Origin of the sequence: Phytohabitans sp. LJ34 (assembly GCF_052068095.1) — a bacterium.
GTDB lineage: Bacteria > Actinomycetota > Actinomycetes > Mycobacteriales > Micromonosporaceae > Phytohabitans.
In genome coordinates, this window is record NZ_JBQHDG010000019.1 from 15,613 (window position 1) to 39,770 (window position 24,158).

Below are 24,158 nucleotides of genomic sequence, written 5' to 3' on the forward strand. Positions count from 1 at the left end.
CTGGGGCGGCTGCCGTCCGAGCGGTGGGCGCTTCCTCTACGGAAGCAGAGCAAAGGAGCCCGCACACATACCCCATCCCCACTCGAAGGCTCCCCAGAGCAGCCGGTGGTTATCCACAGGCGCTTGTAGACGGTCAGTGGACGTGGGAGCTTCGGTGTGTGGGTTCCACACCCGAGCCGTCGCCAGATGGGTCTCGCGTGCGTGACTTCCCTGTGGCCGGCCTGGTGCGGCGCGCTCGGCGGATAGCGGATATGAGCCAGCGGGAGATGGCTCGTACGACCGGGGTGGCACCGTCCACGATCGGCAAGGTGGAGACCGGCGACATGAAGCCGAGCGTCGATCTGCTCGCGCGCATCCTTGGTGTCGCGGGCCTCTACCTCGCTGTGGTCGACCAGGGCGGGCGGATCGTGCGACCGATGGCCGACTTTCAGGATGTTCGGGATGGGGCTGGGCGACGATATCCCGCGCACCTCGACACGATCCTCGATCCGGAGCTTGGCGAGTGGTGGGCCGACACCTACGGGCTCGCCCGGCCTCCGGAGACGTTTCGCCGGAGCCGGGCACACCGCGACATGCAGAGGCGGCGGAGCCAGTGGGAGGTGCGGGCGAAGCAACATCGCGGTGTGCCGCCGCCGCCGTGGGTGGACGACGGGTCCTTCTGAAAAAGGGTCCCTGCCAGGGCGGAGCCTGGCAGGGACCACACCGCATCAGTCGTCGTTGAGGATCGTGCCGTAGGCGATCGGGTCGCTGGACCACTGGCCGGGCAGTGAGCCGACCACGAGCGCCAGCTTTTCGTCGGCCTCGCGCTTACGGTCGCCGTTGACCGACACGGTGAAGGTGGCGGTCGTGGCGCCGGCCGGCATCACGGTGCAGCGCACCAGTGTGTCGTAGTCGGAGCCGGGCAGGGCGGTGACGCCGACCGTCGCGGCGCACAGCACTACCGGCTGGGGCAGCGGGCGGGAGGCGGTCACCGTGAAGGTCATCGGGGTCTCGCCGCGGTTGCCCTCGACGACGGAGACGTCGGCGATGGACAGCGTCGGCTTGGAGCGGAAGCGGGCGACCTGCGGGTCGTGGTCGCTGGAGCCGCGCGAGCCGTCTCCGTCGTAGTCCGCCGGCCAGTCCGCGTTGACGTGGGCCGCCCGCATCTGCACGAGGTCACCGCGGAGCGCGGGGCTGACGAAGAGGTGGTCGAGTGTCTGGGCCTGGCCCTCGAAGACGTACGAGTATGCCGACTCGGGCACGTCCGCCGCGAGGTCTTCCCACAGGTTGTGCAGCCCGGCGTCGTACAGCGGGGCGAGCTGGTCGGAGACCGGCTGCACCGGGTCGTCGGGGCGCGGGAAGACGTTGAGGTCACCGCCGTAGACGACGCGCGCGCCGGCGCCGATGGCCGTCACGATCGCGGCACCGTAGGCGGCCTGCTCGCGGCGTTGCCCGATGCGAGCGTCCGGTGTGGACGAATAGTGGTTGCTGACCGCCCACACCGTGAACTTGTCGGACGAGCCGGGTGCGGCCGCGACGGTGAACTTGCCGACCTGCGGCGCGCGGGTGAAGACGTTCGAGCCGTCCACGCCGGTGGAGGTGTCCACGTCGTCGGGGAGGTCGGCGTTGAGCGCCTTCGGGTTTTGCACGTCCGCGTTGTACGCCAGACCGGGCGCCCGGTACGACACGGCGGGGGCCGAGCCCAGCACCGGGTCGCCCGCGGTGGCCGGGGCGAGCGACACCCGGTCGGTGCGGTAGAGGAACGCGGCCGTGATGCCGCGGTCGTCCGCGCCATTCCGGTCGTACGCCGCCGCGTAGGCGGGGCCGCCGGCCGAGCGGATGCGCAGCGCGAGCTCCTGGAGCGTGTCGGGCGCGCCGTCGGCGTTGTCGACCGTGCCGCAGACCAGCGAGGTGCCGGAGACCGTGCAGATGTCCTGGTCTTCGGCCTCCTGCACGAGGATCAGGTCGGGACCGTGCAGGTCCTTGATGATCTGGTCGGCGAGGTGGCCGAGCTGCGTCTGGTACTCCTCCTCGGAGGCCGGCACGTAGTCGAACGGCGGGCGCACCCCGGGGCAGCCGGTGTTGCCCGTGAAGTCGCAGCCGTCGAACGGGTCGTCACGGAAGTCGTACAGGTTCTCCACGTTGTACGTCGCCACGGCGAACTCGCGGTCACGCGCGGCCGGCTTGGGCGGTGCGTTGCCGGCCGGCGAGGTGCCCTCGCCGAACGAAGCCGAAACGGCCTGCACGCCGTACTTCTCGAAGGAGAAGTAGAGGCCGCCCACCGCGTCGCCGTTCAGCGTGTCGAACGTGTGCGCCGGTGGGAGCAGCGTGGTGCTGTCCTGCGCGGCCCACTTCACGCCCATGCTGCCGAGCATGATGCGCTCGCCGTTGCCGTCGTCGAAGAGCTGGCCGGGCACGTTGTCGCTGGGGTGCGCGTCGCGGAAGACCCGCCGGCCGAACGGGTTGCTCCGGTCGAGCAGCGCGGAGTCCTTGTCGACGAGCCACACCTCGGCGTCGGCGGTGGAGGCGAAGACGTCCCGCCCGCTGACCACGCCGCTGCCGGCGCGTACCCGGATCTGCTCGCCCTCGTGCCGCTCCCAGAACCGGTCGGCGGCGGCGAGGTCGACCGGCGGCCGCGCGTCGGTGACGGCCACGTCGGTGACACCACTGTCGATCACGCGCACCAGCGAGGCGCTGGAGAGCTGCGTCAGGTTGAAGAACTCCGAGACCCGGGCGCGCAGCACGACCTCGTCGCCGACGACCGGCACGTACCCGCCGATCAGCGACGTGAAGGTGCCCATGAAGACGAAGATGCCGTCGGAGGTGAGCGGGTCGCCGTCGGTCGCGCCGGTGCGGCTCTGAAGGAAGAAGCCGTACAGGGTGTCGCCGTCCGACTCGCGGGCCAGCGTGCGCTGGGTGATCACGCCGCGCACGTCGTACAGCGTGCTGCTCGTGCCGTTGCCGGACGCCGGCGCGAGCGGCGAACGGTCGAACTTGCCGTCTTCGGCGTCGGTGGTCTGGCCCTGCACCTCGCCGACCGAGAGCACGGTCGTGACCTGCACGGTGAAGCCACAGGTGGCGGTCGAGCCGTCGGCGTCGGTGGCGGTGACCGTCACCGGGTACGTGCCGGCGGGCAGTTCGGTGCCGGCGGTCACTACTGCGGTGGCGGTGCCGCCGGGCGCGGTGGCCGGCGTGAACGAGGTCCGCGTGATGGCGGCGTGCGGCGCGGTGACGGCCAGGTCGACGATCGTGTCGTCGGGGTCGGTCGCGGTCACCTCCCGGGTCGCGGCGACACCGGCGGAGGTGGTCAACGTCGCGCCGCAGTCGAGCGAGGCGCTCGCGCCGTAGGCGCCGAGACCGTCGAACGCGTCGGTCGCGAATCCCTCCCACTGAGCCGACGGGTCGAAAGCGTCGGCGGTGTCGGTGTCGGGGGCGGTGAGCCGGCGCAGCGTGTTGTCGGCCGTGCTGGTGACGCCGGTGCCCCACTCCGCGCCGGGGTCGACGCCGACCTGGCCGATCGAGTCGAGGACGTCAGAGCCCTTGACCAGCACGACCGCGTCGTCGCCGTTGAAGAGGCCCGAGCCGGTGGTCTGGTCGGCCTGGGCGAGGATCGCGGCCGAGGCGGCGGAGTGGGCGAACACGAAGACGTTGCCGTCGGCCACTGTGCCGGTCAGCGCGAAACTCGTGAACGTGGTGGCCCCGTTGAAGTACATGCGGAGCGCGTATCCGCCGCCCGCCAGGTCGATCGGGGCGCCGGTGCCGTTGTATATCTCGATCGCCTTGTTGTTTGACGATCCTTCGATGTATTCGGATATGAACAGGTCGGTGGGCGCGGCGGACGCCGCGGCCGGGAAGAGCCCGACCGAGGCGACCGTGATCGCGACCAGAGCGCACAACTGGCGGCGCATGCATCCTCCAGGCGAGACGGGAGATCAACGCACGTTAAGTGGTCGATCCGTCGCCCGTCTATCGCCTGGGTGTCAGTTACATGTCACGTTTTCGGATCTAGGCGGTGCAGGAGCTCTGGAACGTCCGCACCGTACTCGTACCACTCCCGATCGGCCATGAATCCCAGCTCCGCGTTTACTTTCAGCATCGGCTCATTGTCTGGCGCGTTCCACGTCTGCACCTCGGTGAGGCGGGGCTCGGCCGAGCGGAGCTCGAAGAGCATGCGTGCCTTGATCGCCCGGTCGATGCCGTATCCGCGATGCTCGGGCACCACGATCGTGTCGTACTGGTCGGCGCGGGTCGGGTGCTGTGCCGGCACGACCACCTCGGTCAGCCCCGCCACCGCCCCGGTGCGCTCGTGGATCGCCAGCACGATGTACGGCTTCATACCGCGGCGGTGCAGGCAGGCGAGGCTGTCGCGGAGCCGCTGCGGATCGTAGGAGCTGGGCCGCAGGTCGAGGTCGCCGTCGTCGACGTCGCGCAGCGCCGCCTTGGCCACGGCGTATCCCTCGATCAGATCGTCGGTGGGACCGCCCGGGAAATACTCCACCCGGTAGCCGTTGCTGACGCTGCCGGCCGTCTCGCCGACCGCCAGCCAGTCCACCGTGGACAGCTTGAGCACGCTGCGTGTCTCCACGTACTCACGGGCGAAGCCGAGCGACTCGTAGAACTTCACCGCCGGCGTGCCGCCGACCACCTCGACACCGATCGCGGAAAAACCCTCGTCGTAGACCCTCCGAACAACCTTGGTGAGCAGCGTGCGGGCCAGACCGGTGCGGCGCTCCGACGGGTGGACGAAGAGCTCGACCACGCCGATGTCGCCGAGCAAAAGCACATTGGCATGGCCCGGAAGGCGGCCCGACTCGTCTTCGGCCACCCAGGAGATCCGCCGCTCGCCCGGCATGGTCTCCGACTGGTACTCCCGCAGGAACGAGTCCTGCCATTGGGGATCTTCAGGGAGGTCGGCCGCGAGCACCGCATTGAGAGTGTCCAGGAGGGACTCTATCTCGGCGGGTGACGCGGTCCGCGGATCCCACTCGCGCACCATCACCCGTACAGCTTGCCGTCAACCGAAGGTGAGGGGAAGGGCCTTGTTCTTCAAAGTGCCTGAGAGGTGACGCTAAGTGCGACTCTTCGTACCGTACTCGTTTGCCGCGTCAAACACGTCCTGGGCGTAAACCCGCACGTCGTTGTAGGAGAGGATCGCGTTCCACCAGTCGGTGGCGAGATCCATGTTGCGGCCGCCCTGACACAGGTAGTTACCGGCGGCGAGGGCCGCGTCGTCGATGTCATTGATGTCGGTAAGGCCGTCGTTGTCCGCGTCGACCTTGTGGGTCTGCCAGGTCGACGGGATGAACTGCATCGCGCCGACGGCCCGGTCGAACGTGGTGTCGCCATCGAGCACACCGTCGTCGGTGTCGTCGATCCGCTGGGTGTTGCCGGTGCCGTTGAGCACCGGCCCGAGGATGCGGGGCGTCGACTCGCCGTCGTTACCGAGCGTGGCGTTGTAGCGGCCGTGGTTGGACTCGACCTTGCCGATCGCGGCGAGGGTGGTCCACTTGAGCTTGCACCCCGGCCGGGTCTCGTTGATGACCAGCTCCGCGTATCCGTAGGCCTGCATCGCCACCCACGGCACATCGACCTTGCCGCCGGTCTGGGTGGCCCACGCCGCGAGCACGTCGGCCGGGCGAGCACCCGCGGGGGGCGCGGTGGTCACCGTCGCACCCGGCGAGGGCGTGACACCGCCGGTGACCGGCGGCCCGGTCGACGGCAGCGGCACCTGGCCGTCGGAGAGCGTCGGCGCCGGCGTGAGGTCGCCGCCGACGGTGGCCTCCGGTGCCGCCTTGCGTGAGCCGGCGGTCATCGGGATCGCGATCGCGCCCGCGCCCGCGGCGGCGATGACCAGCACGAGCAGCAGCACGGCCGGCAGCGTCAGCCGTCCACTCGGCCGCCCGGACCAGGCCCGCACGCCGCGCGCCACGTCGCCCGCCCGCGGCGCGCGCCGAAAACCATGAGCGAACCGCACTCGCCGTCGCGGTCCAGCAGGAGTTTCTGGTACGACCGGCGCGGCGGCCGCCACGGTGACCGTGGGCCGGTCGGCAGGCGACTCGGTGGTGCCGGAGCCGGTTGCGGGAGGCGTCGCCCCAGGCGCCGCCTCACCCTTTTCCTCGCCCGTGGCGTGGCCATCCGCGGGCCGTGCCCACTCCGACGGCGGCTCGACGTCGGCCTTCGTGGTCTCGCCCTTGGCGGTCTCCGGCGGCGCGGCCTCGGCCTCACCCGGCTCGGGCGTCACGGGCGTGCCCGGCTCCCGCTGCTCGGGCGTCACGGGCGCGCTCGGATCCGGCTCCCGCTGCTCCGGCGCGGCCGCCTTCTCCGGTGTGAGCTTGTCGGCCGCGGGCGCCGCCTCCTCTGGGGCCGCGCCCGAACTGCCCAGCGGCCCAGCCCACTCGGGCGCCGCCGAACGCAGGGGCCGCTTTGGTGTCGCCTCCCCGTCCGCCACGCGTCGAGTATGGCGCATCGCGCTGGGCAGCGCGGCGGTCGTACCCTGTCTGGCATGCCCCGGTACGAGTTCCGCTGCCGCGCCTGTGGCGACACCTTCGAGGTCAACCGCCCGATGACCGAGTCCGGCGAGCCTGCGAGCTGCCCGCAGGGCCACGCCGACACGGTCAAGCTGCTTTCCACCGTCGCCGTCACCGGCCGTGGCGGTGGCTTCACGTCCAGTCCCGGCCCGGCCGCCTCGGGTGGCGGGGGTTGCTGTGGCGGCGGCTGCGGCTGCGGATAGGGCCGGAAGGCGGGTATTTCTGACCCGTCGTGCCACAACCCGTTCCGCCTGTCGTCGTTACGTCAGCCGTAACACCCCCGACACACCCCTCTCGTTGGCTGCTGCTTGGTTGTGATCACCCCTGGCTACGGCCGTGGGGGCAGGTCTGTACCGGCCGTTCCTACGATGTGCCAGGTTGCGGGGGTACGGGAGCATAAACCGCGACTTCCAGGGGGGCGGAGGTTCCACGCGTGCCGGCACACAACTTGCCGAGTGGCTTGGTGACTTTCATGTTCACCGACATCGAGGGCTCGACCAGATTGGCCCGGATGCTCGGTGCGGGCTACCGTCCGGTGCTGAGCGAGCACAGACGGTTGCTCCGCCGTACCTTGTCCGAAAGCGACGGTACGGAGCTGTTCACCGAGGGCGACTCCTTCTTCGTAGCCTTCACCGACGCGGCGGCGGCCATCGAGGCCTGCGCGACCGCACAGCGGGCGCTCGCCACCCACGAGTGGCCGTCGCCGGAGTCGACCCCGAAGGTCCGGATGGGCCTGCACACCGGTCACGCCGAGGCGGTCAACGGTGAGTACGCGAGCCCCGAGGTGCACCGCGCGGCCCGGATCGCCGCCGCGGCGCACGGTGGGCAGGTGCTCTGCTCGGAGGCGACCGCCCGTTACGCGGCGCCGCTGCCGCCCGAGGCCTCCCTGCTCGACCTGGGCCTGCACAGGCTGCGCGGCTTCGACGACCGCGAGCGGCTCTACCAGCTCGTCGCGCCCGGCCTGGAGCGGCAGTTCCCGCGCCCGCGTACGGCTGACGCGCTCGCGCACAACCTGCCGACCCAGGTGACCTCGTTCGTCGGGCGGCACGCCGAGCGGTCAGAGCTGTCGAGCTTGATGGCCGACCACCGTCTGGTGACGGTCGTGGGCGCCGGCGGCGCGGGCAAGACCCGTCTCGCGGTGGAGATGGCCGGTGGACTCGTCGACACGTACCAGGATGGGGTCTGGTTCGTCGATCTCGCGTCGGTGACCGACCCGGGCCTGGTGGCGTTCGCGATCGCCGCGGTGCTGGGTTTGCGGCCCGAGCCGGGCCGCCCGGTGGTCGACACGCTGGTGGAGTTCGCCGCGTCGCGGCGGATGCTGCTGGTGCTCGACACGTGTGACGCGCAGCTGTCCGCGGCGGCCGAGGTGATCTCGCGGCTGCTGACCGGCGGCGGTGCCGTCCGGGTGCTGGCGACCAGCCGCGAGCCGTTCAACCTGCCTGGTGAGACGGTGTGGCGCATCCCACCGCTGTCCGTGCGGCCGGGCCCGGCCGGCGGGCCGAGCGAGGCGGTGTCGCTGCTGCTCGACCGCACGACCTCGGCGCGCGGTGGCCGCCGTTCGGAGCCCACCGAGGCCGACGACCTCCAGCGGGTGGTGGCCCGGCTCGACGGGCTGCCGCTGGCGATCGAGCTGGCCGCGGCCCGGCTGCGGGTGCTGTCGGCCAGCCAGCTCGCCGAGCGCCTCGACGACGTACTGGGCGCGCTCGACGCCGGCCGCGAAGACCCCGAGGGCACGTACGCGGGCGAGGGCCGGTGGGTGGCCAGCCAGCTGGCGACGGTCGACCTGGCCCAGGCCGGTGCGGCCCGCCGGGCCGAGGCGGCGGTCCGCTCGGCGACCCAGCGGCACGCGACGATCCAGGCGACGGTGACGTGGTCTTACCGCACGTTGGGGCCGCGAGCGGCCCGGCTGCTGCGGTGGCTGTCGGTCTTCGCCGGGCCGGTCGACCTGCCGACCGTGGAGTGGCTGCTCGACGACGACCCGCTCGACCCGCTGTCGGTGCTCGTCGACAAGTCGATGATCCAGGCGGAGCCGCACGCGTCCGGCACGACCTACCGCATGCTCGACCCGATCCGGGCGTACGCGGCCCGGCGGCTGGCCGAGGCCGGCGAGGAGCGGGGCGCCCGCGACCGCCACGTGGCGTGGTCGCTGCACGCGCTCGACAAGGCACATCTGGGTCCGGACCACCGCCCGGTGACGCTCTCGCTGTACGCGCTGGACTCGCTCGCCGACGAGATGCGCGCCGCGCTGCGCTGGTCCGCCACGGGCGGCAGCGCCCGGGGTGGCCTGCGCCTGGCCAGCGGCCTCGACCAGTGGTGGCGCGAGCGGGGTCTGGCCCGGGAGGGCCGGCTGTGGCTGTTCCGGCTGTACGGGCGGATCGCCGAGACCGGTGAGCCGATTCCCGAGGCCGAGCTCGCGGCGGCGTACCACATGCACTCGCTGCACGCCGGCGCCGACGGTGAGGTGGCCGAGGAGCTGCGCTTCTCGCAGCGGGCCGAGGCCGCGGCGCGGCAGGCCGGCGACGCCGGGCTGCTGGCTCGCGTGCTCACCGGCCGGGGTGGCTCGCTGGTCGACATGGGCCAGCACGACGACGCCGAGCGGGTCTGCCGCGAGGTGATCGCGTGGGCCGAGACCAGCGGGGTGGCCAGCGACGCGCTGCTGGCCGTCTACACCCTCGCCGAGCTGCTGTGGCGCCGTGGCGCGCTCGACCAGGCCGCCGACGTGCTCGCCGGCGCCCGGCCGCTGGAGGCCGCCCGCCCGGCCGAGCGGGGCCGGCGCAGCGTCGACTTCCTGCTCGGCATGGTCGCCCTCGGCCGCCGTGACCTCGTCGCCGCCCACGACCACCTGGTGGTGGCGCTGCGGTCCCGGATGACCTACGGCTTCCACAGCCGCGCCTGCGACACGATCTGCGCGATCGCGGTCCGCTGCGCGCTCGGCGGCGACTCGCTGACCGCGGCCCGCCTCTTCGGCGCGGCCCAGGCCACCCGGTCGGCCCTGCGCAGCACGCCGGGCCGGTTCGGCGCCTACTGGGCCGAGCAGCAGGCGGCCGTGCGGGCGGCGCTGGGCGACGCGACCTTCGACGCCGCGTACGCCGAGGGCGGCGCGCTCACCGTCGAAGAGGCCGCCGCGCTGGCGCTGGCCGTCGACCACCCGGACATGGCGGTAGGCTCCCGCCGCTTCGCCGCCTGACACTTTCCGCCCCCGAGCCCCCGAGCCCCAAGAGGGCAGCCCTCTTGGGCGTGAATTCTGAGAAGGGCTCCCCTGTACCCGTCCTGACGGGAACAGGGCAGCCCTCTTGGGGACGAGCAGGCGGTCAGCGCGCGGGGAGCAGCTTGGCCGCCGCGTCGATCTGGGCCCGGCTCACCGAGCCGAAGACCGACACGGCCTGGTAGTACGTCCAGGCGAGCGCCAGGCAGGCCGGCCGCACCACCGAGTTGTACGTGTTGCACTTGCGCTTCAGGTCCTCGTAGAAGGCGCTGTCCAGCCGCGGCTTGTTGGCCGGAAACTGCCCGATCGCCTTGTAGTTGCGGTAGCCGAAGTCGTGCCGGTAGCAGGAGAGGGTGAAGTCGAACCCGAGGGGGTTGTCGGGGCTCGACGAGCAGTAGTCGGTCGACCAGTCGAAGCCGTACGCCGCCCACGCGCCCTGGTTCTGGCGGGCGGAGTTCCAGGCGCTGTAGCTGGTCGCGCTGGTCTGCGTCCAGTTGGACAGGACGACCGGCTTGTCGGACGGTGCGGCGACGGCCGGGCCCGCCAGCCCCAGCAGGGTGAGCAGGGCGGCGGACACGGCCACGAGCAGAGTTGCGACCCGACGGGACACGTTTCCTCCATGGGGATGGAAGGGGGATACGACTTGGTTACCGGTGGGTAAACCAAGGTGTCCTCAGTGTCGGGGCATAGCCTTGCTTAAATCAATAAATGTCGTAGACGCAGGTGGAACGGTTAATGGATCACGGGCCACGGCAAGCTGGGCAGGCTCTCGTTCCACAGCCGGTCCAGCGCGGTGACGTAGTACGTGTACCGAGTGCCGGGCGCCGCCGAGGTGTCCACGAAGGACGTGCCACGGGTGGTGCCGACGAGGTGTGCGGCGTCGGCGAAGCCGCAGCGTCCGGGGAGGGTGATCCCGTCGAAGCGGTACACCGCGTACGACGTGGCCGGGCCCAGCAGCTGCTTCCAGCGCAGCGTGACCGGACCGTCCGCCGCCCGGGACGCCCCGGTCACCAGTGGGGGCAGCGGCGCCTTCCGGTCCAGGTGCGGCATCTCCGGCACCAGCGCCGGCCGTGAGTAGTGCTCGGCGGCGTAGATGTCGGTGGCGCCGAGCTTGTTCGCCCGTACCTGCACCGCGCTGAAGTGCACGTTGCCGTCCACCTCGGGGTAGTCGCGGTTGAAGGTCAGGTGGCGGGACATCTCGGCCGGATCCTGCCAGGGCGCCGGCTGCGCCGGATCGGCGATCTTGTAGTCGGCCTGCCCGACGTAGAGGTGCACGCGGGTGCCGGCGACCACGTCCGCCCACCAGGGCACCAGCTTGGCGTAGTCGGCCACGGCCAGCCCGATGTGCCAGTACACCTGGGGCAGGATGTAGTCGATCCACTCTTCCTTGACCCATTTGCGGGTATCGGCGAAGTTCGCCTCGTACGACTGGGTGCCGTTGGTCTCCGAGCCGAGCGGGTCGGCCGCCTTGTTGCGCCAGATGCCGAAGGGGCTGATGCCGAACTTCACCCACGGCTTGGCGGCCTTCACCTTCGCGCCGAACTCCCGGACCAGCAGGTCGATGTTGTGGCGCCGCCAGTCCGCCTTGCTGGCGAAGCCCGCACCGTACTGGGCGAACGTCGCCTCGTCGGGAAAGTCCTGTCCCGCGGCCGGGTACGGGTAGAAGTAGTCGTCGAAGTGCACCGCGTCGATGTCGTACTTCGTGACCGCGTCGAGCATCGCCCGCTGTACGAACTCGCGCACCTCGGGGATGCCCGGGTTGTAGTAGAGCCGCGAACCGGCCGCGTTGACCGGGTAGGCGACCGCCCACTCCGGGTGCTGCCGGACCGGGTGGTTGGGCGCCAGCTTGGCGATGTCCGGCCCGGCGCCCTGCGGCATCGAGATCCGGTACGGGTTGAACCACGCGTGAAACTCCAGGTTGCGCGCGTGCGCCTCGGCGACCAGGAACTTCAGCGGGTCCCAGCCGGGCGAGGCGCCGTCGCGGGCGCCGGTGAGCCACTCCGACCACGGCTCGTACGGCGAGGGCCAGAACGCGTCGGCGGTGGGTCGCACCTGCACGATCACCGCGTTGTGGTTGAGCCGCTGGGCGAGGTCGAGCCAGCCGCGGTACTCGGCCTTGAGCTTCTCCTCGCTCTGCCCAGGCGCGCTGGGCCAGTCGATATTGGCGACGCTCGCGATCCACATCGCCCGAAACTGCCGCTTGGGAGTGGCCGGGTCGGCCGTACACGTGGGGGTCGTCGCCGCGGCGCTCGCGGGTGCCGCCGGCACCATGAGCCCGCCGGCGATGACCAGCGCCGCGACCAGCGCTCTTCTAAGGGGCCGTCTACTCGACAACATTCGCCGCCTCCTGCTCGTCGATAGAAGGAAATTTTCACAGCGGCGCCGCTGAGCGCAAGGCCCCGATGCCGGGGTTTTCCCCGATGCGGCGGTTGCGGGCGAGGAGGACCCTGGGTCTATGGGACGTTTCTTGGCCTGGACCGCGGTGGGTGTCGTCGCCGTGGTAGCGGTGGGCTGGCTCGCGATCGCGCTGCTCAAGGCGCTGCTGGGCATAGCCGTGTACTTGATCGTGGGCGCCCTCGTGGTCGGCGGCGGTGTCTACCTCTACCAGAAGGGCAAGCGGGCCATCTCCCGCGACCAGCGGATGCGCAACCGCATCGAGGCGGCGACTATCACCTACCGCCAGCGCAACCGCTGACAACTCGGAAATCTAGCGGCCGTGAGGGTCGCCGTCGGTCCATGGCTATTTCACATATTTGAGCTACCGCGACGTCCGCGGTGGTCCCGACCGTTGCTCCCGCGGCCTCACCCGTCCGCCGTTGGTCGCGCTGAGCCCTTTGCGGTCGCGCTGTCCGTCTGTGCGTCCAGGTCGCCCGCCGTCCCGCGGGCCGATGGCCCGAGGTGGTGGGTGGTGTTCGCGGCGCCTTTGCTCTGCTCCCTTATAGGAGGCGGCCGGCGGGTCAATGGTTCTTGGGTGGGGGTGCCCATCATGGGGAAGCAGAGCAAAGGGATCCGCGCGCACACCCCGTTCCTGGCCGGGCCCGCGCGGCCGTGGAGGGTGAGCGTGACCGGCGGCGGACGGGTGAGGCCCGGGGGGAGCGGTGGGTGGCATTGGTCCGGACCACCGCGGACGTCGCGGTAGCCCGAATCTCCGTTTCGACTGGAACGCTCGACCCAGGAAGCTCTCTAGATGATCGTCCAGGTGTCGCCGCCGGTCAGGAGGCCGGCGAGCTGCTCCTCGGGCGTGCCGGTCGCCTTCGCCTTGGCCGCGTCGAGCTGGCTCTGCACCAGGTTGTCGTAGGACGGCCGGGAGACGTTGCGGAAGACCCCGATCGGCGTGTTGCGCAGGTCGATGCCGGGGAGGCGGGAGAGGGCGAAGGCGTACGCCGGCTCGGTCACGCCGGCGTCGTGCACGACGATCTCCTCGGGCGAGACAGTCGCCGTCTCGCGCACCTCGAGCCCGAAGCCGCCCGGCGGGTGTACGACGCAGAACTGCCCGTCCTTGCCGAACGTGATCGGCTCACCGTGCTCCAAGCGGATGAGGTAGTCGTCGCGGGTGCCCGGGTCCTTGAGCTCTTCGAACGCGCCGTCGTTGAAGATGTTGCAGTTTTGGTAGATCTCGACGAAGGCGGAGCCGTTGTGCTCGGCGGCCGCCCGCAGCACCGACTGGAGGTGCTTGCGGTCGGAGTCGATCGTCCGTGCCACGAACGCCGCCTCCGCGCCGAGCGCCAGTGACAGCGGGTTGAACGGCGAGTCGGCCGAGCCGGCGGGCGTCGACTTTGTGATCTTGCCGATCTCCGACGTCGGGGAGTACTGGCCCTTGGTCAGCCCGTAGATCCGGTTGTTGAAGAGCAGGATCTTGAGGTTGACGTTGCGGCGGAGGGCGTGGATCAGGTGGTTGCCGCCGATCGAGAGCGCGTCGCCGTCGCCGGTGACCACCCAGACCGACAGGTCGGGCCGGCTCACCGAGAGGCCGGTCGCGATCGCCGGGGCGCGGCCGTGGATCGAGTGCATCCCGTACGTGTTCATGTAGTACGGGAAGCGGGACGAGCAGCCGATCCCGGAGACGAAGACGATCCGCTCGCGCGGGATGTTGAGCTCGGGCATGAACGACTGCACGGCCGCGAGGATCGCGTAGTCACCGCACCCCGGGCACCACCGCACCTCCTGGTCGGACTTGAAGTCCTTGGTGGTGAGCTTCAGCGCGACGGGCTCAGGCATTCTTAACCACTTCTTCCAGCATGGTCTCCAGCTCGGCGGCGGTGAACGGCAGGCCGCGGACCTGGTTGTAGGGGATGGCGTCGACGAGGTAGCGGGCCCGGATGACATGGGCGAGCTGGCCCAGGTTCATCTCCGGGATGACCACGCGGTCGTACCGGCGGACCACCTCGCCGACGTTGCGCGGCATCGGCGCGAGGTGGCGAAGGTGGGCCTGGGCCACGGCCTGACCGCGCTGGCGCAGGGCCCGGCAGGCGGCGCCGATCGGCCCGTACGTCGAGCCCCAGCCGAGCACCAGCACGCGCGCGTCGCCGTCGGGGTCTTCGACCTCCAGGTCGGGCACCTCGATCGCCTCGATGCGGGCGGCGCGGGTGCGCACCATGAAGTCGTGGTTGGCCGGGTCGTACGAGATGTCGCCGGTCTTGTCCGCCTTTTCCAGGCCGCCGATCCGGTGCTCCAGCCCCGGCGTACCCGGAATGGCCCACGGCCGGGCCAGCGTCTGCGGGTCGCGCAGGTAGGGCAGGAAGGTGCTGCCGTCTTCGCCGTTGGGCTGGGTGGCGAACTCGACCTGGAGGTCGGGCAGCGACTCGACCTCGGGCAGCAGCCACGGCTCGGAGCCGTTGGCCACGTAGTTGTCGGAGAGAAGGATCACCGGCGTGCGGTGGGTCAGCGCGATCCGGGCCGCCTCGATGGCCGCGTGGAAGCAGTCGGAGGGTGAGCGCGGCGCGATGACCGCCACCGGCGCCTCGCCGTGCCGGCCGAAGAGTGCCATGTTGAGGTCGGCCTGCTCGGTCTTCGTGGGCATGCCGGTCGAGGGGCCGGCCCGCTGCACGTCGACGACGACGAGCGGCAGCTCCAGGGCCACGGCCAGCGAGATCGTCTCACCCTTGAGCGCGACGCCCGGCCCGCTGGTGGTGGTAATCCCGAGCGCGCCGCCGTACGCCGCGCCGAGGGCCGCGCCGATCGCCGCGATCTCGTCTTCGGCCTGCATGGTCGTGATGCCGAAGCGCTTGTGCTTGCTCAGCTCGTGGAGGATGTCCGAGGCCGGCGTGATCGGGTAGGCGCCGAGGAAGACGGGCAGCTTGGAGCGGACGGCGGCGGCGATGATGCCCAGCGCGAGCGCCGCGTTACCGGTGATGTTGCGGTAGGTGCCCGGCGGCATCTTGGCCGGCTTGACCTCGTAACGCACGCCGAAGTCTTCGGTCGTCTCGCCGAAGTTCCACCCGGCCTTGAACGCGGCGATGTTGGCCGCGACGAGCTCGGGGCGGGCCGCGAACTTGCGCTCCAGGAAGCGGATCGTCGACTCGTACGGCCGGGAGTACATCCACGACAGCAGGCCCAGCGCGAACATGTTCTTGGCGCGCTCGGCGTCTTTCTTCGAAACGGCGTGCTCGGCCAGCGCGCCGACCGTCATGCTCGTCAGCCCCACCGGGTGCACCGAGTAACCGTCGAGCGAGCCGTCTTCCAGCGGGTTGGCCGCGTAGCCGACCTTGGCCAGATTGCGCTTGGTGAACTCGTCGGTGTTGACGATGATGTCCGCGCCGCGCGGCAGGTCGCCGAGGTTGGCCTTGAGGGCCGCCGGGTTCATCGCCACGAGCACGTTGGGCGCGTCGCCGGGGGTGAGGATGTCGTAGTCGGCGAAGTGCACCTGGAAGCTCGACACGCCGGGCAGCGTGCCGGCGGGCGCGCGGATCTCGGCGGGGAAGTTGGGCAGCGTCGAGATGTCGTTGCCCAGCTGAGCGGTTTCCGACGTGAAACGATCACCGGTGAGCTGCATGCCGTCGCCTGAGTCGCCAGCGAACCGGATGACCACCCGATCCAGCTGGCGGACCTGTTTGGTCACTGACCCCTGACCTCCTTGCGAGCCGGCAGCGGCGGGGTGCACCTGGTGTGCCCATCCGCCTAAGTTCAGTCCACCAATGAGCGTACGTCGAACGACTCACGTCATCTGTAACCTGTCCGCCGCATGAGACCTGAACCGCACGCCTGCGGAAGATCACGCGGTACGCTGCGGGCCGTGGACGGTTATCTCGGGTCCTACGCCACTCTCGGGTTGCTGCTGCTCGCGGCCGTCCTGGTCTTCGTGGGGGCGTTCTCGGCCAACCGCCTGCTCAGCCCGGCGAGCCCCGCGGAGCCCGCCGGCAAGCGCGAGACGTACGAGTGCGGTGTCGACCCCGTCGGCGGTGACTGGGCACAAGCCCAGATCCGTTATTACGTCTATGCCTATCTATATGTGCTCTTTGCGGTCGAGGCCGTGTTCCTGTTTCCGTGGGCGGTGATCTTCGACCGCCCGGGCTTCGGCATGACGACCGTGGTGGAGATGGCGATCTTCGTCGCTGTGCTGGCGCTCGGCATCCTGTACGCGTGGCGCAAGCGCATCCTGCGCTGGACCTAGGGTCCTAGGCCAGTCCTCGTCGCGACACCGCCGGCGGGCGGTCGCCCCTGATCGAGGCCACCATGTCCAGCACCTGGCGGGTCTGTCGCACCTGATGGGCGCGGAAGACCCGCGCGCCGAGCCAGGCTGACACCGCGGTCGCGGCGAGCGTGCCGGAGAGCCGCTCGCCCACCGGCAGGTCGAGCGTCTCGCCGACGAAGTCCTTGTTCGAGAGCGCGACGAGCACCGGCCACCCGGTGGCGACGAGCTCGCCGAGCCGCCGGGTCAGCTCCAGCGAGTGCCGGGTGTTCTTGCCGAAGTCGTGCGCCGGGTCGATCAGGATGCCGTCCGGGCGTACGCCCAGGTCACGGGCCCGCTCGGCGAGCCTGGTGACGGTCGTGAGGGCGTCCGCGACGACGTCGTCGAAGGCCGCCCGGTGTGGCCGGGTACGCGGCCGCAGCCCACCCGCGTGCGCGCAGACGAGCCCGGCACCGGTGGCGGCGGCCACCTCGGCCAGCGCCGGGTCCGCGCCGGCCCAGGTGTCGTTGACCAGGTCGGCCCCGGCCGCGACCGCCTCCCGAGCCACCTCGGCCCGCCATGTGTCGATCGAGATCACCAGCTCGGGGTACTCGGCCCGGACCGCGGTGATCGTGCCGACCGTACGGCGGATCTCCTCGGGCACGTCCACGTCGGCGCCCGGCCCGGCCTTGACCCCGCCGATGTCGACGATCTGGGCGCCCTCGTCGACCGCCTGGGCGACCGCGCGGAGTGCCGCGTCCGGGGAAAAGGTCGAGCCTCGGTCGAAGAACGAATCGGGCGTGCGGTTGACGATGGCCATCACGACCAGCTCACCGGGCCCGAACACCCGTTCACCCAGGCGGAGATCGTCCACCCCATGAAACTTAGACCGGGGTGGCGGGGTCGCCCGCCGCGCCCGGCCGTGCCACGATCGGTCCATGGGTCAGGTACTCCTCCTCGTCGTCGTGGCGTTGACCGTCGCCGCTGTCGTTTTCGGGGTCACCGTGCTGGTGACCGGCGGTGACTCGGGTCTGGGCACAGCCGAGCCGGATGGCCGTGCCGTGCCGCTGCCGGGCACCAGGCCGCTGATGGAGGCCGATGTCTCCGCGGTCCGGTTCGACACCACCGTGCGGGGTTACCGGATGGCCCAGGTCGACCAGGCGCTGCGCCGGGCGGCCTACGACATCGGATACAAGGACGAGCTCATCGGCGTGCTGGAGGCCGAGGTCACGGCGCTGCGCGAGGGGCGCGCCACCGACGCCGACGCGCTGCGTCGGGCCCGCGAGGCCGCCCTGGTGCCGGCCGGTGCGGGCGCGCCCGGCGAGGGCTACGGCAGCCCGGCGTCCGGCGTGGTCGACCTCGGCGACGTCTCGGCGCCGCGCCACCACCGCGACACCACGGAGCGTGACGAGGAAGAGGGCGTCGCGACGGCCACCGCCGCGGCGGTGCCGGGCCCCGTCGTCACGGGCGCGGCCGTCACCGCCGACGAGGTGATCGGCGACGACACCGACGACGAGATCGACACCGATGCCTCCGACCCGGTCGACGCCGAGGTAGAGGAGGCCGAGGCGGCAGACGAGACCGAAGACGAGCCGGACGACGCCACCGACTCGGACGCCCGCCGCGTCCTCCCCGACCGGGACGAGAGGGCATGACCGAGGAAAACCTTCGCTCCGCGGCTCAGCCCGGCTCGGGCGAGGTGACCGCGACGGTCATCGTCAACGCGCCGGCCGAGTCGGTCTTCAAGGCGTTCACGGCGTGGGAGCGGCAGTCCGACTGGATCCCGTTCACCAAGGTGCGCGTGGTCGAGGGTGACGGCGGCGAGGGCAGCCTCGTCGAGGCGGTCACGGCCCTCGGCCCGGCCACCCTGCGCGACGAGATGCGTGTGGTCCGCGTCGACCCGCCGTACGAGGTGCGTGTGGTGCACTTCGGCCGCCTCCTGCGCGGTCCGGGCGTCTTCCGCTGCACCCCGATGGGCGAGGGCCGCACCCAGGTGGTGTGGCACGAGTGGTTTCACCTGCCGGGCGGCGTGGCCGGGCGCGTAGCGTGGCCGGTGCTGTGGCCGGGCTCCAAGGTGAGCCTGACCCAGGCGCTGAAGAAGTTCGCCCGGCTCGTGGAGGCGGGAAAGATCTAATGTCCGACCTCGTGATCGGGGCAGATGGGCTGGCCCGCTGCGGGTGGGGCGGCCGCACACCCGAATACATCGCCTACCACGACGACGAGTGGGGCCGGCCGGTGCGCACCGACGACGGCCTCTACGAGAAGGTCACGCTGGAGGCGTTCCAGTCCGGCTTGTCCTGGCTGATCATTCTGCGCAAGCGGGAGTCTTTCCGGGCCGCGTTCGACGGCTTCCACATCGAGACCGTCGCCAAGTACGGCGAGGCCAAGATCGAGCGGCTCCTCGCCGACCCGGGCATCGTGCGCAACAGGGCCAAGGTCGAGGCCGCCATCCACAACGCCCGCGCCGCGCTCGACCTGCCAGACGGTCTGGCGTCGCTGCTGTGGTCGTACGCGCCCCCGCCACGCGCCCGCCGCCCGAAGTCGTTCGCCGAGGTGCCCGCGCTCACCCCCGAGTCCACCGCGATGGCGAAGGCGCTGAAGAAGAGCGGTTTCCGCTTCGTCGGCCCCACGACCGCGTACGCGCTGATGCAGGCGACCGGCATGGTCGACGACCACCTCGACGGGTGCCACGTCAAGATGCCGTGATGGGATGGCGCCATGGGGCACTGGACGGTGGTCATCTCGGATGAACGGCACGAGGCGGAGCGGCTTTTCCATCACGACACGCTGGAGCTGACCGGCATTGGCCAGCCCCGCCCCAAGCCCGGCGACGAGGTGCTGGTGGTGGCCGGCCACGAGCGGCCCGCCGTGGTGGCACTGGGCCTGGTGCGCCCGGTGGGCTCCGAGCGCGACCCCGACGACCCCGCGCCCAGCGACGACGAGCCGCTGGTCGTCACGTACACGCGCAGGACCTTCGACGAGCCCGTCCCGGCCGAACGACTCGCGCTCGACCAGCCGGTGGCCCCGGTCGACCCGGAGACCTTCCAGGCGATCACGGACAGCCTCCGGCCGGCCGTCGACCGCACCACCTGGATGGTCAGCCTCGACCTCCCGATCGAGGCATCCTCCCCGGCGGAGGCGGTGCGCGTCTTCTGGACCTACGTGATGGAGCTCGGCCCGCGCGAGCTGCCCGCCTTCGTCTCCCCGGCCGGCGACGAGCTGGCCATGCAGGCGTTCGTGCTCGGCGAGGAAGCCAACCTCGACCCCGAAGAAGAAGACGAAGATCACTCAGCTTAGTCTGACAAAGGCTCTGACGTGCGCGTCATCCCAGCTATACCTTCGAAGATCGTCCCGGGTCCGCGTCAGTGGCGGGCCGTCGCTCCCGCCGGAGACCGCGCGGGCCGGCGGCTCGCGGGGCGAGCCGAAGTCCCCGGCCCACGCTGCCAGCCCCGCGCGTCAAGCCCGCCAGGGTTCCGCTTCGCGATCCACGCTCGCCGTCAAGCCTTGGACAATGTCCAGCTGCCGCCGCAATGTAAGCGCACGGGCGGGCGAACTTTCAGATCTAGGAGACTTGGGGTTTGATATAGCGCCCTAACTCTCCAAGATCTCGAATTCCCGGGGCACGAGCACCGTCGCCTCGATTACTCGGAGCAGTTAAACCGCGACCAACAGCGAACGGGTGAGGCCGCGGGAGCAACGGCCTCGACCACGACGGACGTCGCGGTAGCTCAAATCTCGAAAGGTTCTAACGCCCTTCGAAAACTGGCTTCTCCTTGGCCACGAAGGCGGCGGTGGCGTTGCGGTGGTCGGCGGTGGCGCCGCAGATCGCCTGGGCCTGCGCCTCGGCGGCGAGCGCCTCGGAGAGGGTGCCCGCGTCGCCGACGGAGAGCTGGCGCTTGATCGCCCCGTAGGCCACCGTCGGGCCCGTGGCGAGCCGGGCGGCCAGCTCCTGCGCGGTCGACAGCACCAGCTCGTCGTCGTCGACGAGGCGGGTGAGCAGGCCCAGCCGCTGCGCCTCGGTCGCGGACACCGGCTCGGCGAGCATGAGCAGCTCGACCGCCTTCGCGTGGCCGACGAGCCGGGGGAGCGACCAGGAGACGCCGGTGTCGCCGGCCAGCCCCACGTTGGCGAAGGCCATCAGGAAGGTGGTCTTCGGCCCGCCGATCCGGAAGTCGGCCAGCAGCGCGAGCGAGGCGCCGGCGCCGGCGGCGGTGCCGCGGACCGCGGCGATCACCGGCTTGGGCATGCCGGCCAGGCGGGCGGCGATCGGGTTGTAGTGGGCGCGCACGGTGCCCAGCGGGTCGTTGGTGCCGGTGTCCAGGGTGGCCACGTGCTCGCGGAGGTCTTGCCCGACGCAGAACGCCCGACCCGCGCCGGTCAGCACCACCGCCCGGACCGACCGGTCTTGCTCCAGCTCGCCCAGCGTGTCGCGCAGTGCGACCTTGAGGGCGGTGTCCAGGGAGTTGAGCGAGTCGGGCCGGTTGAGGACGACCGTGGCGACGGCGCCGTCACGCTCGACGAGAAGTGGTTCAGTCACGGTTGCGCGCCCTTCTTCTGATCCAGGCAGAGATCCACGTACCGGTCGGCCGCCGGCCGCAGCCGGGCGGCGTGGCGGTCGAAGAAGGCCGCCGCGCTGGTGCCGGCCCAGCGCTCGGGGAGCAGGGCCGGCGGCAGTTGCGGGTCCCGGAACAGAAAGGTACGCCAGGCGTGCACGAGCCGGAATCGCGCCGCGTATGCCTCTTCGTCGCTGCTGCGGGCGGTGACCTGGCCGAGCGCGTCGCGCTGCTCGGCGACGAAGCGCTCGTACGCCGCACCGATCTCGGACAGGTCCCAGGCCCGGCGGACCACGCCCATCGCGCCCGGACCGCCCATCGCGTGGCTGGCACTGAAGCGCTCGTGCCGGATGCCGGACTCGCTCAGGAGGCCGTCGACGTCCTCGCCGGGACGGGGCGCCACCCAGGTGCGCTCGTCGAGCGCGCCGTATCCGAGGAACGAGAGGTTGGAGCCGAGCCGCTGCCGATCGCGCCGGGACGCCGGCGGATCGAGCACGATCAGATCGAAGCGCCCGTCCCAGCTGATCTTGCCGGTGCGGTAGATCCGCGAGGCCGCCTCATCCAGGCGGCGGGCGGCTTTGGGGGTGAGCAGGTAGCCGGGTCCGGCCGAAAGTCGTAGCGGATGAAGCCACCCTTGACGCACCATACGGGACACGGCAGTGCGCACCGCCGGCGGCGCGATCCCGAGCGGGGAAAGCAGCCTGACCAGGGCGGCGACGGGTGCCCGCCCGCCCCGGGGGCGGAGGTAGTCGCCGTAGAGGTCAAATAGGGCCGACCGAGCCTGCATGACGGGACATTGTGACAGCCGCCTTCACGATAAGCTAGATGTTGTCACATCAATCCGGCTTCAGTTTGGGCTCAGCGGGTTTCATCAGGGAAAATCGTTGGTCGGCACCGCGGGCCGTGAGCGCGGTGACGCTGACGGAGTGGCTGTGGGGAGACCCACCGACCCAGGTGTAGAGGTCTGAGGGGAGACAAGATGGCGGCGATGAAGCCGCGGACGGGCGATGGTCCGCTGGAGGTCACCAAGGAGGGCCGGGGCATCGTGATGCGGGTTCCGCTGGAGGGTGGTGGCCGGCTCGTCGTCGAGATGACTCCCGACGAGGCGAACGCGCTCGGTGACGCGTTGAAGGCCGCCGCCGGATAGCTATTGGTTGGATGGACCCGCCGGTGCGGCGCTGCGGCCGTGCCGGCGGGTCTCTCTGTCGTAAACCTGGAGGTCTCCCCAGTGATGGCCATCCGCGTCGCGGCCGAACCAGGCGCCGCGCGCGCCGTCGCCCTGCCCGTAGTCGGGTCAGTGCTTCCGCCGACGGCGTACGACCTGCCGGAAGACGCGCGCGCCGGCGCGGCGGAGCTGCTGGCCGACCTCGACGACGAGGCGGGCGCGACGCGAGCCCTGCGTCACCTCCTGCTGGCCCATGCCGGCAGTGGTGACGAGGCCGGCTGGCGGGCCGCCGGAGCCGCCGTCAGCAGGGCTTTCGCGGATGAGATGTCGATCACTGTCGCCATGCCGGCCGGTGCGCCGCCAGAGGCCGTGCGGGGGCTCGCCGAGGGGATGCTGCTCGCGGCGTACCGGTTCTCCATGCGCGACGAGCCGGCCGTGGAGTGTGACGTGACCGTGGTGGTCGATGACCCCGCGCGCTACGAGTCGGCCCTGGCGACGGCGGTCGCCACTGCGGACGCCACCCGCCTGGCCCGCGACCTGACCAACACCCCCTCGTCGCTGAAGAACCCGGCCTGGTTCGCCGGCCAGGTGGTCGAGGCGGCCGGCGGGCGGCCCGGCCTGAGCGTCACCGTGCGGGAGCCGGATCAGCTCGCCGCTGAGGGCTTCGGCGGCATCCTGGCGGTGGGCGGTGGCTCGGCCAGCCCGCCCCGCCTCCTCGAGCTCTCCTGGCAGCCGGCCGGCGCCGAGATGCACGTGGTGCTGGTCGGCAAGGGCATCACGTTCGACACCGGCGGCATCTCGCTCAAGCCGGTCGAGGGCATGAGGCTCATGCGCAAGGACATGGGCGGTGCCGCGGCCATCATGGCGGCCACGCTCGGCGCGGCCGCCCTGGATTTGCCGGTACGGGTCACCGCGCTCGCCCCGCTCGCGGAAAACCTGCTGAGCGGCTCGGCGTTCCGCCCGGGTGACGTGGTGCGCCACTACGGCGGGATCACGAGCGAGACGACCAACTCGGACGCCGAGGGCCGGCTGGTGCTGGCCGACGCGCTGGCGTACGCGGTGGAGCGGCTCTCACCCGACCTGCTGGTCGACTTCGCGACCTTGACCGGCGCCAACGCGGTGGCTCTCGGCAAGCGGACCGCGGCCCTCTACAGCGAGAGCGACGAGCTCGCCGCCGCCCTCATCGGCGCCGCGGCCGAGGCCGGTGAGCAGGCCTGGCGGATGCCGCTGGCGGCCGACTACGTCGAGTATCTCGGCAGCGACATCGCCGACCTCTACAGCTCACCCGACCGCGGTGCCGGCTCGGTGACGGCGGCGCTGTTTCTGCGCGAGTTCGTGGGCGACTGGCGCGACCGCTGGGTGCACGTCGACATGTCCTCACCGTCGTGGTCGGAGAGCGCCGACGGGGTGCTGCCGAAGGGTGCTACCGGTTGGGGTGTGCGGACGCTGCTGCGCTGGCTCGCCGCGCTGCCCGCGCCGTCAGGCCCGCCGTCGTCAGGCCCGCCGTCGTCAGGCTCGCTGTCGTCGGGCTCGCTGTCGTCAGGCTCGCTTGACGAGGGCGAGTAGGCCGTCGCCGGCTGGGAGCAGCGCGGGGATCCAATCCTCGCTCTCCCGCACCGCCTTGACCACCTCGCGGATCGTCACGGTGTCGAGGTCGCGCGCCGCCGGGTCGGCGATCCGGCCGCCGGCCAGCGCGCCGTGCAACGCGAGCACGCCGGCCGGGCGGAGCAGGCGCAGCGCGGCGTCGACACAGGCGCCGTACTCGGCCGGGTCGGCGTCCGCGAAGATCATGTCGTAGGCACCGTCGGCCAGCCGGGGGAGCACGTCCAACGCGCGTCCGGTGATGATCCGGGTACGCGACGGCGCGAAGCCCGCCTCCTGGAAGATGCGCCGCGCGATGCGCTGGTGCTCGTTTTCCAGATCGATCGTGGTCAGCACGCCGTCGGGGCGCATGCCGCGCAGCAGCCATGCGCCGCTCACGCCCGTGCCGGTGCCGATCTCGACCACCGCGCGGGCGCCGCCAGCGGCCGCGAGCAGGCGCAACGAGGCTCCGACGCCGGGCGCCACCGGCTCCAGCCCCACCTCGCGGGCGAGCGTGCGAGCGGTCTGCAAGACGATATCC

Annotated in this window: 21 protein-coding genes and 1 pseudogene; 11 read left to right on the forward strand and 11 right to left on the reverse strand. The window is 71.2% G+C overall.

From position 1 onward, the window contains the following. The first annotated feature begins 197 nt into the window (after positions 1 to 197). Positions 198 to 662: a helix-turn-helix transcriptional regulator gene (locus ACTMTJ_RS30300; RefSeq protein WP_441221917.1), complete on the forward strand. Its 465-nt coding sequence runs from the start codon at positions 198 to 200 to the stop codon at positions 660 to 662. A gap of 45 nt (positions 663 to 707) precedes the next feature. Here the strand turns inward: ACTMTJ_RS30300 and ACTMTJ_RS30305 are convergent, their stop codons facing one another. From ACTMTJ_RS30305 to ACTMTJ_RS30315, 3 genes are all read right to left on the reverse strand, one after another. Further along, complete coding sequence (locus ACTMTJ_RS30305; RefSeq protein WP_441221919.1) at positions 708 to 3,887, reverse strand: lamin tail domain-containing protein; 3,180 nt, start codon at positions 3,885 to 3,887, stop codon at positions 708 to 710. 83 nt (positions 3,888 to 3,970) lie between these two features. Continuing rightward, positions 3,971 to 4,975, reverse strand: a complete 1,005-nt coding sequence (locus tag ACTMTJ_RS30310; RefSeq protein WP_441222253.1) for a GNAT family N-acetyltransferase — start codon at positions 4,973 to 4,975, stop codon at positions 3,971 to 3,973. A gap of 72 nt (positions 4,976 to 5,047) precedes the next feature. Beyond that, complete coding sequence (locus tag ACTMTJ_RS30315) at positions 5,048 to 6,427, reverse strand: lytic murein transglycosylase (RefSeq protein ID WP_441221921.1); 1,380 nt, start codon at positions 6,425 to 6,427, stop codon at positions 5,048 to 5,050. Positions 6,428 to 6,481: 54 nt separating this feature from the next. Between ACTMTJ_RS30315 and ACTMTJ_RS30320 the strand changes: the two genes are divergently transcribed. Beyond that, complete coding sequence (locus ACTMTJ_RS30320) at positions 6,482 to 6,709, forward strand: FmdB family zinc ribbon protein (RefSeq protein WP_441221923.1); 228 nt, start codon at positions 6,482 to 6,484, stop codon at positions 6,707 to 6,709. Positions 6,710 to 6,978: 269 nt separating this feature from the next. Then, a complete protein-coding gene (locus ACTMTJ_RS30325; RefSeq protein ID WP_441221925.1) occupies positions 6,979 to 9,693 on the forward strand; it encodes an adenylate/guanylate cyclase domain-containing protein in 2,715 nt (904 codons plus the stop codon). Positions 9,694 to 9,817: 124 nt separating this feature from the next. Here ACTMTJ_RS30325 and ACTMTJ_RS30330 read toward each other — a convergent pair whose 3' ends face one another. Beyond that, positions 9,818 to 10,321, reverse strand: a complete 504-nt coding sequence (locus ACTMTJ_RS30330; RefSeq protein ID WP_441221927.1) for a phospholipase — start codon at positions 10,319 to 10,321, stop codon at positions 9,818 to 9,820. 122 nt (positions 10,322 to 10,443) lie between these two features. After that, positions 10,444 to 12,048, reverse strand: a complete 1,605-nt coding sequence (locus ACTMTJ_RS30335; protein WP_441221929.1) for a glycoside hydrolase family 10 protein — start codon at positions 12,046 to 12,048, stop codon at positions 10,444 to 10,446. Between the two features lie 118 nt (positions 12,049 to 12,166). On the opposite strand from ACTMTJ_RS30335, the gene ACTMTJ_RS30340 reads away from it, so the two are divergent. Beyond that, positions 12,167 to 12,406 (forward strand): hypothetical protein, encoded by a 240-nt coding sequence (locus ACTMTJ_RS30340; protein ID WP_441221931.1) that lies wholly within the window; start codon positions 12,167 to 12,169, stop codon positions 12,404 to 12,406. A 488-nt stretch (positions 12,407 to 12,894) separates the two neighbouring features. On the opposite strand, the gene ACTMTJ_RS30345 is transcribed toward ACTMTJ_RS30340, so the two are convergent. Both ACTMTJ_RS30345 and ACTMTJ_RS30350 read right to left on the reverse strand, forming a co-directional pair. Continuing rightward, positions 12,895 to 13,929, reverse strand: a complete 1,035-nt coding sequence (locus tag ACTMTJ_RS30345) for a 2-oxoacid:ferredoxin oxidoreductase subunit beta (RefSeq protein ID WP_441221933.1) — start codon at positions 13,927 to 13,929, stop codon at positions 12,895 to 12,897. Beyond that, the gene (locus tag ACTMTJ_RS30350; RefSeq protein ID WP_441221935.1) at positions 13,922 to 15,769 is read right to left on the reverse strand and encodes a 2-oxoacid:acceptor oxidoreductase subunit alpha; all 1,848 of its coding nucleotides are present in this window, start codon (positions 15,767 to 15,769) and stop codon (positions 13,922 to 13,924) included. The genes ACTMTJ_RS30345 and ACTMTJ_RS30350 overlap by 8 nt, the downstream gene beginning before the upstream one ends. Positions 15,770 to 15,943: 174 nt before the next feature. Here ACTMTJ_RS30350 and ndhC point away from each other — a divergent pair, with 174 nt between their 5' ends. Continuing rightward, positions 15,944 to 16,321 carry an NADH-quinone oxidoreductase subunit A gene (gene ndhC, locus ACTMTJ_RS30355; RefSeq protein ID WP_441221936.1) on the forward strand — a complete coding sequence of 126 codons (378 nt, stop codon included), beginning with the start codon at positions 15,944 to 15,946 and terminating at the stop codon, positions 16,319 to 16,321. Positions 16,322 to 16,325: 4 nt separating this feature from the next. Here the strand turns inward: ndhC and folP are convergent, their stop codons facing one another. Beyond that, on the reverse strand, positions 16,326 to 17,138 hold the full coding sequence (gene folP / locus ACTMTJ_RS30360; RefSeq protein WP_441222254.1) for a dihydropteroate synthase: 813 nt from the start codon (positions 17,136 to 17,138) through the stop codon (positions 16,326 to 16,328). Between the two features lie 118 nt (positions 17,139 to 17,256). Here folP and ACTMTJ_RS30365 point away from each other — a divergent pair, with 118 nt between their 5' ends. Genes ACTMTJ_RS30365 through ACTMTJ_RS30380 form a run of 4 tightly spaced genes read left to right on the forward strand, consistent with a single transcriptional unit; the run spans position 17,257 to position 19,615 of the window. Then, positions 17,257 to 17,973, forward strand: coding sequence for a DivIVA domain-containing protein (locus ACTMTJ_RS30365; RefSeq protein WP_441221938.1), 717 nt, complete (start codon positions 17,257 to 17,259; stop codon positions 17,971 to 17,973). Beyond that, positions 17,970 to 18,452: an SRPBCC family protein gene (locus ACTMTJ_RS30370; protein WP_441221940.1), complete on the forward strand. Its 483-nt coding sequence runs from the start codon at positions 17,970 to 17,972 to the stop codon at positions 18,450 to 18,452. The genes ACTMTJ_RS30365 and ACTMTJ_RS30370 overlap by 4 nt, the downstream gene beginning before the upstream one ends. Continuing rightward, positions 18,452 to 19,024 (forward strand): DNA-3-methyladenine glycosylase I, encoded by a 573-nt coding sequence (locus ACTMTJ_RS30375; protein ID WP_441221942.1) that lies wholly within the window; start codon positions 18,452 to 18,454, stop codon positions 19,022 to 19,024. Before ACTMTJ_RS30370 ends, ACTMTJ_RS30375 begins: the two co-directional genes overlap by 1 nt. 12 nt (positions 19,025 to 19,036) lie before the next feature. After that, complete coding sequence (locus tag ACTMTJ_RS30380; RefSeq protein ID WP_441221944.1) at positions 19,037 to 19,615, forward strand: hypothetical protein; 579 nt, start codon at positions 19,037 to 19,039, stop codon at positions 19,613 to 19,615. A gap of 448 nt (positions 19,616 to 20,063) precedes the next feature. Here the strand turns inward: ACTMTJ_RS30380 and ACTMTJ_RS30385 are convergent, their stop codons facing one another. After that, a complete protein-coding gene (locus ACTMTJ_RS30385) occupies positions 20,064 to 20,855 on the reverse strand; it encodes an enoyl-CoA hydratase-related protein (RefSeq protein ID WP_441221946.1) in 792 nt (263 codons plus the stop codon). Then, on the reverse strand, positions 20,852 to 21,658 hold the full coding sequence (locus tag ACTMTJ_RS30390) for a PaaX family transcriptional regulator (RefSeq protein WP_441221948.1): 807 nt from the start codon (positions 21,656 to 21,658) through the stop codon (positions 20,852 to 20,854). The genes ACTMTJ_RS30385 and ACTMTJ_RS30390 overlap by 4 nt, the downstream gene beginning before the upstream one ends. A gap of 192 nt (positions 21,659 to 21,850) precedes the next feature. On the opposite strand from ACTMTJ_RS30390, the gene ACTMTJ_RS30395 reads away from it, so the two are divergent. Together ACTMTJ_RS30395 and ACTMTJ_RS30400 are read left to right on the forward strand one after the other, a co-directional pair. Next, positions 21,851 to 22,018, forward strand: a complete 168-nt coding sequence (locus ACTMTJ_RS30395; protein ID WP_007455245.1) for a DUF3117 domain-containing protein — start codon at positions 21,851 to 21,853, stop codon at positions 22,016 to 22,018. An 81-nt stretch (positions 22,019 to 22,099) separates the two neighbouring features. After that, positions 22,100 to 23,506, forward strand: a pseudogene (locus ACTMTJ_RS30400) (leucyl aminopeptidase family protein); the annotation flags it as partial. Between the two features lie 69 nt (positions 23,507 to 23,575). Here the strand turns inward: ACTMTJ_RS30400 and ACTMTJ_RS30405 are convergent. Continuing rightward, positions 23,576 to 24,154, reverse strand: a complete 579-nt coding sequence (locus tag ACTMTJ_RS30405) for an O-methyltransferase (protein ID WP_441222255.1) — start codon at positions 24,152 to 24,154, stop codon at positions 23,576 to 23,578. Positions 24,155 to 24,158: the final 4 nt, after the last annotated feature.